The sequence below is a fragment of the Streptomyces sp. NPDC091371 genome (assembly GCF_040684275.1).
GTDB lineage: Bacteria > Actinomycetota > Actinomycetes > Streptomycetales > Streptomycetaceae > Streptomyces.
The window spans coordinates 1-1,462 of the sequence record NZ_JBFBFP010000115.1 but is presented as its reverse complement, the minus strand read 5'-3'; the positions used below and the strand labels follow the sequence as shown (position 1 = coordinate 1,462).

Annotated in this window: 1 protein-coding gene; it reads left to right on the top strand. The window is 67.5% G+C overall.

Translation table 11 applies throughout. From position 1 onward, the window contains the following. A partial coding sequence (locus AB0O21_RS40435; protein ID WP_365181020.1) for an IS4 family transposase occupies window positions 1–1,271 on the top strand: 1,271 nt, incomplete at its 5' end. Window positions 1,272–1,462: the final 191 nt, after the last annotated feature.

Below are 1,462 nucleotides of genomic sequence, written 5' to 3'. Positions count from 1 at the left end.
CAATGCCGTTGACTTTGGGGTTATTTGGCGGTTCAACAGATACCAGGGGGTGGTGTCTGATGGCTGCTCGGCTGGTGGACCGGATCGGGCTGGGGGACCTGACAGAGGTGTTCCCGCCGGAGCTGGTGGACGCGGTGCTGGCGAAGTCCCGGGTGGGTGAGGTGCGGGTCCGGCTGCTGCCGCCGAGGCTGATGGTGTACTTCGTGCTCGCGCGGGCGTTGTTCTCCGGCGAACCGTACCGGGAGGTCCTGCGGACGCTGGCCGAGGCAGTCCGGCGCGAGGACGGGTGGGGTGCCTGGCGGGTCCCGGACAAGGCAGCAATCTTCCGTGCCCGCCAGAACCTTGGGGTGGAGGTGCTGCGTGAGCTGCTGCTTCATGCCGGGGCGGCGGTGGCCGATGAGCGGACGCCGGGGGCGTTTTGGCGAGGCTTGCGGCTGATGGCCCTGGACGGGACGACGCTGCAGGCCGCCGACACGGAGGCCAACGAGGCCGGGCTGGGACGATTGCGGACCAAGGCTGGCAAGGGGCCCACCGGATATCCGCTGGCTCGGGTCATGGTGCTGGTCGAGTCCGGAACCCACGTGGTCTGCGACGCCGTGGTCGACTCCTACCGAATCAAAGAACGCGTCCTGGCCGAGCGGCTTGCCGGCTCGCTCCGGCCGGGCATGCTGGTCCTGGCCGACCGTGGCCTGCCCGGAGCCCATGTGTGGCAGCACCTGGCCGCTACCGGCGCCGATCTGCTGTGGCGGATCCCCTGTATCTGGAAACTGCCCGTCGAGGAAGTCCTTGCGGACGGCTCGTGGATCTCCACGGTGAAGGGCGGCAGGGGCCGCAGCGTCCGACCGCCCCAGGACATCCGGGTCCGGGTGATCGAGTACAGCCTCGACATCCCCGGCCGTGGCCAGGCCGAACGCTACCGGCTCATCACCACCCTCATGGACCCCGCAGCGGCACCGGCCGCCGAACTGGCCGCCCTCTACGGCGAGCGGTGGGAGGTGGAGAACACTCTCGCCGAACTGAAGACGACACAGATCGGCACCCGCACCGTCATGCCGAGCAAGAGCCCTGACCTGGTGTTCCAAGAGATCTACGCACACCTGGTGCTCTACACCGGCTTGAGAGTCCTGATGCACAGAGCAGCGGTGAACCGCAGCGAACCCCTCGATCCGGACCGGTTCTCCTTCGCCGCCGCCCTTCGGGCAGCCCGCCGGATCATCACCTCGCTGAACAGGGATTTTTCCCCCTCAGCACCTGTCCACGATGGCCCGTGAACTCGAGGAAGAAATCAATCCGCCCCGCAGACTTCGAGCCGTGATCCGTCAGGCGAAGCGCAAGATGTCCCGCTTCCTGTCCTGGAACCCAGACCGGCCACGACCACCACAGCCAACCCGCCGTCCGGCAGAAACCCTGCAGGTCATCGCGGCCGTCGCACCCCCATCAGACCCCTAAGTCAACGGCATTG